Source organism: Gorillibacterium massiliense (assembly GCF_000455485.1).
GTDB classification, from domain to species: Bacteria; Bacillota; Bacilli; order Paenibacillales; family NBRC-103111; genus Gorillibacterium; species Gorillibacterium massiliense.
This window is the reverse complement of record NZ_CBQR020000040.1, coordinates 1-8,800: the sequence shown is the minus strand read 5'-3', so window position 1 is coordinate 8,800 and position 8,800 is coordinate 1. Positions and strand designations below refer to the sequence as shown.

At 54.9% G+C, this 8,800-nt stretch carries 6 protein-coding genes and 1 pseudogene; 5 read left to right on the top strand and 2 right to left on the bottom strand.

Features of this window, described 5'->3' with window-relative positions; genetic code table 11:
• From mmsA to ald, 3 genes are all read left to right on the top strand, one after another.
• On the top strand, positions 1–1,147 hold a 1,147-nt coding region (gene mmsA, locus TJ79_RS04660), incomplete at its 5' end, for a CoA-acylating methylmalonate-semialdehyde dehydrogenase (RefSeq protein ID WP_040949136.1).
• 46 nt (positions 1,148–1,193) lie between these two features.
• Positions 1,194–2,603 carry an aspartate aminotransferase family protein gene (locus tag TJ79_RS04655; RefSeq protein ID WP_420319370.1) on the top strand — a complete coding sequence of 470 codons (1,410 nt, stop codon included), beginning with the start codon at positions 1,194–1,196 and terminating at the stop codon, positions 2,601–2,603.
• 374 nt (positions 2,604–2,977) lie between these two features.
• Positions 2,978–4,096, top strand: a complete 1,119-nt coding sequence (ald, locus tag TJ79_RS04650; protein ID WP_040949135.1) for an alanine dehydrogenase — start codon at positions 2,978–2,980, stop codon at positions 4,094–4,096.
• On the opposite strand, the gene TJ79_RS27950 is transcribed toward ald, so the two are convergent.
• Both TJ79_RS27950 and TJ79_RS04645 read right to left on the bottom strand, forming a co-directional pair.
• Entirely contained in the window at positions 4,085–4,318 is a 234-nt protein-coding gene (locus TJ79_RS27950; protein WP_238322792.1) for a helix-turn-helix domain-containing protein, read from the bottom strand. The genes ald and TJ79_RS27950 overlap by 12 nt on opposite strands.
• 244 nt (positions 4,319–4,562) lie before the next feature.
• Positions 4,563–5,801: pseudogene (locus tag TJ79_RS04645) on the bottom strand (PucR family transcriptional regulator ligand-binding domain-containing protein); the annotation flags it as partial.
• Between the two features lie 230 nt (positions 5,802–6,031).
• On the opposite strand from TJ79_RS04645, the gene TJ79_RS04640 reads away from it, so the two are divergent.
• Entirely contained in the window at positions 6,032–7,330 is a 1,299-nt protein-coding gene (locus TJ79_RS04640) for a Zn-dependent hydrolase (RefSeq protein ID WP_040949133.1), read from the top strand.
• Between the two features lie 12 nt (positions 7,331–7,342).
• A complete protein-coding gene (locus TJ79_RS04635; RefSeq protein ID WP_052339271.1) occupies positions 7,343–8,719 on the top strand; it encodes an NAD(P)-dependent oxidoreductase in 1,377 nt (458 codons plus the stop codon).
• Positions 8,720–8,800: the final 81 nt, after the last annotated feature.

Genomic DNA, 8,800 nt, shown 5'->3' with positions numbered 1-8,800 from the left:
GGGGGAGGTCCAACGGGGCATCGAATGCGTGGAATTCGCCGCAGGCGTCCCGACGCTGATGATGGGCAGCCAGCTTCCGGATATCGCCTCTGGCATCGAATCTGGAATGTACCGCTACCCCCTTGGTGTCGTCGCTGGAATAGCACCGTTCAACTTCCCGATGATGGTCCCCTGCTGGATGTTCCCTTTGGCCATCGCCTGCGGCAACACCTTCATCCTCAAGCCGTCGGAGCGGACGCCGCTTCTTGCCAACCGGCTGGCGGAGCTGCTGGAGGAGGCGGGCGTTCCGCCGGGGGTGCTCAATGTTGTTCACGGCGCCCGCGAGGCAGTGAACGGCATCCTGCAGCATCCGGCGATTAAAGCAGTCTCCTTTGTAGGTTCTCAGCCGGTGGCCGAATTCATTTACCGGACGGCGACAGCCGCAGGGAAGCGGGTGCAGGCGCTGGCCGGTGCGAAAAACCATAGCATCGTCCTGCCCGACGCCGATCTGGACTTGGCGGTAAAGAACATCACCGCCGCGGCTTTCGGCTCCGCTGGCGAGCGCTGCATGGCCTGCGCCGTCGTCGTCGCCGTGGGCAATATCGGCGATGAGCTGGTGAAGCGCCTCACCAAAGCAGCCGATGAGCTGAAGATCGGAAACGGCCGGGAACAGGGAGTTTTTCTCGGTCCCGTCATCCGCCAGGAAAACAAGGAACGGACCCTGCGCTACATCGAATGCGGAATCACCGAGCAGGCGGAGCTGGTCCGCGACGGCCGCAAGGACGCAGCTGTTCGCGGGGAGGGCTACTTTATTGGCCCGACTCTTTTTGACCGGGTGGAGCCCAGTATGACCATTTGGAAAGATGAACTGTTCGCCCCGGTATTGTCCGTTGTGCGAGCCGCCGATTTAACGGAAGCCATCACCATCGCCAATCGGTCGGAATTCGCCAACGGAGCTTGCCTCTATACCGATAGCGCCAAAGCGATCCGGCAGTTCCGGGATGAGATTGACGCAGGCATGTTGGGGATCAATTTGGGCGTACCTGCGCCCATGGCCTTTTTCCCTTTTTCCGGCTACAAAAAGTCGTTCTACGGTGATCTGCATGCCAACGGGCGAGACGGGGTGGACTTTTATACCCGCAAGAAAATGATTACAGCGCGGTATTAACCGACAGGAGAGGAGGACCGGAGTGGAGAATTCAAACCAAGTGTCAATATATTCCAACGACGCAGCGAACACGGTCATAACGGCCGACCAGGCGGCGGAAGCGGATCTCCGATATCTTTGGCACCCGATGACCCCCTATAGCGAAACGGAAAGACCGATGATTGTCACAGGAGGAAAAGGTTCCTGGATCACGGACCATAAAGGCAATCGCTACTTGGATGGTATGGCCGGTCTTTGGTGCGTCAACACCGGCTACGGCCGCCAGGAACTAGCCGATGCCGCCTACAAGCAGTTGTCCGAGCTGGCTTATTTCCCCTTGACCCAAAGCCATATGCCGGCCATCCGCCTGGCAGAAAAATTGAACGAATGGCTGGAGGGAGATTACGTTATCTTTTTCAGCAACAGCGGCTCGGACGCCAATGAAACGGCGTTTAAAATCGCCCGGCAGTATCAGAGGCAGATCGGTGAGTATGACCGGTTCAAGTTTATCTCCCGCTACCGCGGCTACCATGGCAGTTCTTTAGGGGCACTGGCGGCTACGGGTCAAGCGCAGCGAAAATATCAATACGAGCCGCTTGCCGGAGGCTTTCTCCATGTGCGTCCGCCGGACAGCTACCGCCGCCCATCCGGGCAATCCGTCGAAGAATTCAATCTCCTCCGTGCGCAGGAAATTGAAGACACGATCCTCTGGGAGGGTAAAGAAACAATAGCGGGACTCATCATGGAGCCGGCGATCACCGGCGGTGGCGTTCTTGTTCCCGAACCCTCCTATATGGAGCGGGTGCAAGAGATATGCCGTAAGCATGGAGTTCTACTGATCATCGATGAAGTCATCTGCGGCTTCGGCCGCTCTGGGCGAAAATTCGGGCATCATAATTTCGGATTGAAGCCGGATATCGTCACCATGGCAAAAGGACTGACCAGCGGATATTTGCCGCTGTCCGCCACAGCGGTTCGCCGCGAGATATACGACGCTTTCAAGGGGCGCGAGCTGTACAGCCATTTCCGCCATATCAATACCTTCGGTGGTAACCCCGCCGCCTGCGCCCTTGCTTTAAAAAATCTGGAGCTGATGGAGGAGGAGAACCTGGTCGCAAGAGCGGCTCAATTGGGCGAGCAGCTGCGGGCTGAATTAACCGAATTGGTCAGCCATCCCCTTGTCGGGGATATCCGCAGCTTCGGTTTCATGGCCGGCATCGAGCTAGTCGCCGACAAATCCACGAAGGATCCTGCGCCGCTAGCTCTCATCAAGTCCGTGATCGGCAAATGCCGGGAAGCGGGCGTCATCATCGGCAAAAACGGAGATACATCTGCAGGCTACAACAACGTGCTAACCGTCGCCCCGCCATTTTCCACAACAGACGAAGAACTGACCCTCATCACCACCACCATCAAGCAAGCCATCATAAGCGCTCAATATACAGAATCTTTTTACTCAATAAACCCAAATAGCTGAACAAATTGTTTAAACCAGTGACGAAGGGGGAACGGAGAAAATTCGGAACCGCAGGAGCGTCAGCGTTCGCCTTTGTTATTTTTCTTTCTGCCGACTAGCAAGGAACGAAGGACATTTGAACTGGAAGAGCGCTAGCGTTCGACTTTGTTTTCGGATTACATCCTTAAAAGAGCTGGTCAAATCAAGAAATCCGAAAACAACAGCGACTGTAATTTCAAATGTTCCGCAGTTCCACCGCTAGATCATAACAGAGATTTCCAATAAATCCGAAAACAGCGGGCGACGGTCGGTCCGAATTTTCGCAGTTCTGCTATTCATCATAACGGTTTAACCAATTTACACAGCTCAATCCCAATCCGAAAGCGTGATCCCCCATGATAATCGGCGTTCCGAAAGAAATCAAAAACAATGAAAACCGGGCAGGCCTCACTCCCGGTTCGGTAAAAGAATACGGCTTCCATGGCCATACGGTCCTGGTGGAAGCCGGGGCAGGCGTCGGCAGCGGCTTTACAGACGAAAGCTATGCCGCAGCAGGCGGGCGTATCGTCGCAACTGCCGAAGAAGCCTGGTCTGCGGATATGGTGGTGAAGGTGAAGGAGCCGCTTGCCAGTGAATACCGCTTTTTCCGTGAGGGCTTGATCCTCTATACCTATCTGCACTTGGCGCCCGAGCCAGAATTAACTCGGACGCTGCTGGATAAAGGGGTGACCGCCATCGCCTACGAAACCGTGCAGCTCACCGACGGCAGCCTGCCCTTGCTTACACCGATGAGCGAAGTAGCGGGCCGGATGTCCATTCAGCTTGGCGCGCGTTTTCTGGAGAACGCCCAAGGCGGCAAAGGCATCCTGCTGGGCGGCGTGCCCGGCGTTGAGCCGGCACGGGTTGTCGTCATCGGCGGCGGGGTGGTAGGTTCCAATGCGATCCGCATTGCGGTGGGCATGGGAGCAGATGTGACGCTCTTGGATCAAAACCCCGACAAGCTGCGGAAGCTGGATGATTTGTACGGCGGGCGGATTAAGACCGTCGTCTCCAATTCCGTCACGCTGCAGGAAGCTGTCAGCAAGGCAGATCTGCTCGTTGGCGCCGTGCTCATTCCCGGAGCCCGAGCCCCCAAGCTGGTTACGAAAGATATGGTCAGGGGGATGCAGGCAGGTTCCGTTATCGTGGACGTGTCCATCGACCAGGGCGGTTCGGTAGAAACCATCGACCGCATTACCACTCACGATGAGCCGACATACACCAAATACGGCGTCCTGCATTATGCCGTAGCCAATATGCCGGGTTCCGTCGCCCGTACCTCGACCATTGCGCTCACAAATGTTACAACTCCATACGGATTGCAAATTGCCGATAAAGGCTACATCCAAGCCAGTATCGATCAGCTGGCTATCGCAAAAGGCATCAACATCGTCCATGGGGAGATCACATGCCGAGCCGTAGCCGAATCCCAAGGGCTTGCGTATCGGGAACTTCAAACGGCGCTATCCTTCTGATTCCGGATCCCATGCAGAAGGACCAGTCGGAACTTGGCGAGGGCCGCCGAATTTTCCCGGATGGAGCAGTTGATAGGCTCGCAGCGCAACCTGGATGGATATGCGGTATTCCGGCGACATGAAATCGTTGCCCAGAAGCTCGGCGATCTTTTCCAAGCGGTAATAGAGGGATTGCCGGACGATAAAAAAGCTTCTGTGCGGCGATCTGCTTGGAGCCGTCATGATCCAGAAAGACTTTCAAGGTAAGCAGCAGCTCGCTGCCCCTTGACTCGTCATGATCAATAAGCGGGCCTAAATAGCTGCGGATAAACTGCTGCAGGGTATTTCCGTCATTCAAGTTTAGCAAGAGTTGAAAGATACCCAAATCTTCATAAAAAATGACCGGCCAATCAAAACTCCCATGCAAGCTCAGCGCTTGAATCGATTCCTGATAACTGCAATACGCCTGGCTCAACCCGCGGTACGGCTTTCCGACACCGGCTATCAGCTTCACCGATTTGAACCGTTCGTCGTTCTGAAGCTCTTTTAAAGCTTCCATCGCCGCCTGCAATCGTGCTTTCGTCTTCGCCTTCGATTTGATATCGAGGGCGATGACGGCCAGGCGGTTGTTTTTTAAAGTGATGAGAGGACGAAAGGAACAGCGTTCAAAGGTCGAACGCAGAAGGAGGGAGAGATGCAGGTACAAAGCATCCCACTCCGCGCCGGAATCTTCCACCGCGTCCTCATGCAGATTAACCATCTCCACTAAACATACGCGAAAAGTCATTTCATTCAGCCGCTTAAAGTCGGCGCCGACCAACGCTTTTAACTGCTTCTCATCGGGCAAGCGGCTATTCAGCAGCTCATCCACCCAAATATTTTCGGAAAATTGCCTGCGCTCTTCCATATACCGGGTACGCAGCAGCTCTTGAGCGATGGCTAGTGCGGCCGAATCCAACAGCAGAAATTCATACTCCGCAGGTTTTTGGCTGCAAACCATCAAAAGCCATGCCCACGTTTGGTCTAAAGCGCCCACAGCCGTAAGAATCGCCGTTTTTCCGTCATTCTGAAGAAGAATCGGATCGGCATTCGGCTTGAGATAAGCCAGCCGATCTTTGTTGCTATCCAAAATACCGACAAGTTCCCTTTGAGCCTCCACGGACAAAACGGGGTAGATGAGAGTTTTTCCGGTGAGTGGGCGAAAAAGCAGTTGACCGCGGGTGCTTTTGGATAAGAGCTTGAGAACGCCGATCGTCCCCTGGGAGCTTAGGGTCAACCGATGAAACTCACGGGAGAGACTTTCCAATTCCTGAAGCATCCGGTGATGGCGATTCAGGATGAGCGAGTGCAAATCCTGCGTTATATCGACGAACCGCACGGTTCGCGTAAACACGATGAGGGGGAAGTGGTTGCGTTCCGAAAGCTCCAAAAGCCTCTCCGGCACGACGTTGAAGGAAGGGCTTAACTCAATGCACAAGCATGCGGCATTGCTGCTGATCAAATTCTCCATATAACGGGTGGAGGCATCTTCCTCCAGATGAAACCCCATTCCGGTGGTGAGAATCATTTCATCCCCATGGATAAGAGCCTCCAGGCTCATTGTTTCCAAAATGTGCACCCAACGGATGCGCCGGTCCAAGCCGCCCGCCCCGCCCAACAATTGCGCACTTTCAAAATGAGGCCGTTCCAGCGCCTCCCGAACCGTCAGATTTCGCTCCCCTACCATTCCAATCTCCCCCGTCTCTTAACGTACGATATGTAACATCGCGCAAAAAAATTCGGTTTCTGATTTGACAAGGTGTCTAGTGCAATCAATATGGGCTAAGGCTATAGTCTTTGATATATATGTTAAATAATATAACATAGAAATTTATCAGTGAGGACAATTTCATTCATTTCTAAGAAGATATGTCATCTTATATGACATTGAAACAAGAAAACAGGGAGGAGAATGAGATGGAACAACTCGTGATCAATGCAGACCGTGTGGAAGACCGAATCGATAGACTGGCGCTAATCGGTAAAATAAGTGAAACCGGCGTATGCCGGCTCGCCCTTTCCCGGGAGGATCGGCTAGCTGTGGATGTGGTCAGAGGATGGATGGAGGAGGCGGGACTCGTCACCCGAATTGACGCCTTCGGCAATTTGATCGGCCGTCTGGAGGGCGAGATCGCCCATGCGCCAGCCATTATGCTCGGCTCCCATATCGATACTCAGCCTTACGCTGGACGGTTCGACGGGATCATCGGCGTGATCGGCGCCATAGAAGTGGTGCAGAGCATGGTTGAACAAGGCATTAAACCAGCCGTCTCCCTGGAAGTCGCCTCTTTTGTCGATGAAGAAGGCTGCCGATGGAACAAGGGACTGTTCGGCGTCCGCGGCCTCCTTGGTAAATTAGAGGATGGTGAGCTGGAGCGAACGGATAAAAACGGCGTCACGCGTAGACAAGCGCTGCTCGATTTCGGAGGCGATCCGGAAGGGTTTGCCACTTCCATTTACCCTCCCGGTAAAATCAGCGCTTTTCTCGAAATGCATATCGAACAAGGGCCAATCCTGGAATCCCTGAACCGTCAACTAGGCATCGTTACAGGAATATCGGGGCCGCTTTGGTGGACGGTTGATTATTACGGCTTCGCCGGACATGCCGGATCAGTACCGATGACGATGCGCCGGGACGCCCTGGTCGGAGCTGCCAAGGTCATATCCGGTCTGAATGAAATTTCGGCTCGGGAGGCGGAAAATGGATCACCCACTGTCGGGACAGTCGGTTCCCTCAAGGTGTTCCCCGACTCGCGCAACATCATCCCCGAGCACGTTCAGTTCACCGTCGATCTGCGGGATATTGATTTACACCTTCGTAACCGGCTGGAAGGTGAATTGCGCCAACTGATAGAAGACACGGCCCGTGAGCACGGTCTTCGCTACGAGATCCGCGAGGATACCAACAGCGAACCCCGCTACTGCGCGCCTGAGATCATGGCCATGATCCGCGAAGCCGCAGGCGAATTGGAACTTGACGCTCCTGAGCTGATGAGTGGACCCTTCCACGATTCGCTGTCCATGTCCTATTACTGTGACTACGCCATGATCTTCGTCCGCTGCAAGGACGGCATCAGCCATAACCCTGCTGAGTATTCCAGCAAGGAAGACATTGCCGCAGGAACCGAACTGCTGTATCGGACGGTACAGAAGCTGCTCCGGCGCCAGACTGAAAAAGCCACGCAAAACATAGCCGCGAAAGAAACCAGCGCATAGGAGGGTTACGCCATGGAACGGATTGATGACCGGATATATGCCGATTCACCGTCTGCAGAAGATTTGGCGGTGAAGTTCGCTGAAGCGACGACAGGCCTGACCCGCAAAGCCGCGAGGGAGGAATCCAACCGCTGTCTGTATTGTTACGATGCCCCCTGCATCAAAGCCTGTCCCACCGGCATCAATGTTCCTTCCTTTATCAAACGGATCGCAACCGATAATCTCCGCGGCGCAGCAACTGCCATAATGACAGCGAATCCCGTTGGAGCCAGCTGCTCCCGGGTATGCCCGACGGAACTGCTGTGCGAAGGGGCATGCGTGCTGAACGACGCCTCCCGGCCGATTCAGATCGGCCTGCTCCAGCGCTTTGCTACGGATTATGCCATTAGCGACAGCCGCCCGCTGTTCACCCCTGGCAAGCCCAACGGTCGAAAAGTCGCCGTCATCGGCGGCGGACCTGCTGGATTGTCCGCCGCCCGAGAGCTGGCTCGGGACGGTTTTCAGGTGGTCATCTATGAAGCCCGCGATCTGGCCGGGGGTCTCGATACTCATGGGATCGTATCCTTTCGACTGCCTCAATCCATCTCCCTGTGGGAAGTGGAGCAAGTGGCCAAGCTGGGCGTTGATATCCGTACGGGCATTCGAGTCGGTGATGATGTTTCCGTTGAGCAGCTCCTTGCGGATTATGACGCCATCGTACTGGCGGCTGGCATGGGGCATGTGCCTTCCCTTGGCATCGAAGGAGAAGATCTGGAGGGTGTTTACGATGCAATCGCTTTTGTCGAACGAACCAAATCCGGCTTGCCGCCTTTATCGTTGTCAGGCGCTCGGGTTGCCGTCATCGGCGCCGGGAATACGGCGGTTGACGCCGCAACCTGTTCCATCCGTCTCGGGGCCGAATCGGTAAAGATGATCTACCGCCGCACCCGAATGGAAATGACGGCTTATCCATTTGAATTTGAATTTGCCAAACAGGAAGGCGTCGAGTTCCGCTGGCTTACTCAGCCGGTTCGAATCATCGGCAATGCCGAGGGGAAAGTCACCCACTTGGAATGCAAACGGATGGTTTTATCACCGGAACGCGGGAAGGATGGCAGATCTGTTCCGCTACCAGTCGAGGGCAGTGAATTCTTGCTGCCGGTAGATGCGGTCATACTGGCCATCGGACAAAGCCGGCATCTGGATCTGATCGGACAGCTTGGTCTTGCCCATAACAAAGGAGTTGTCTCCGTCGATGCGGATACCCGTCAAACCTCCCATCCTTCCATCTATGCGGCAGGGGATATCGTCTTCGGCTCCGGTATAGGTGAAGCCACCGTCGTATCCGCGGCCGAACAAGGCAAACAAGCGGCCCACGCCATCCGCAGAAGGTTTGCCAGCCAGGTTTAACAAATCCAATGAAGCAAGGAGGCTGAGAGAGATGGCTGATTTAAGGATCAATCTTGCGGGAATCGCTTCTCCGAACCCTTT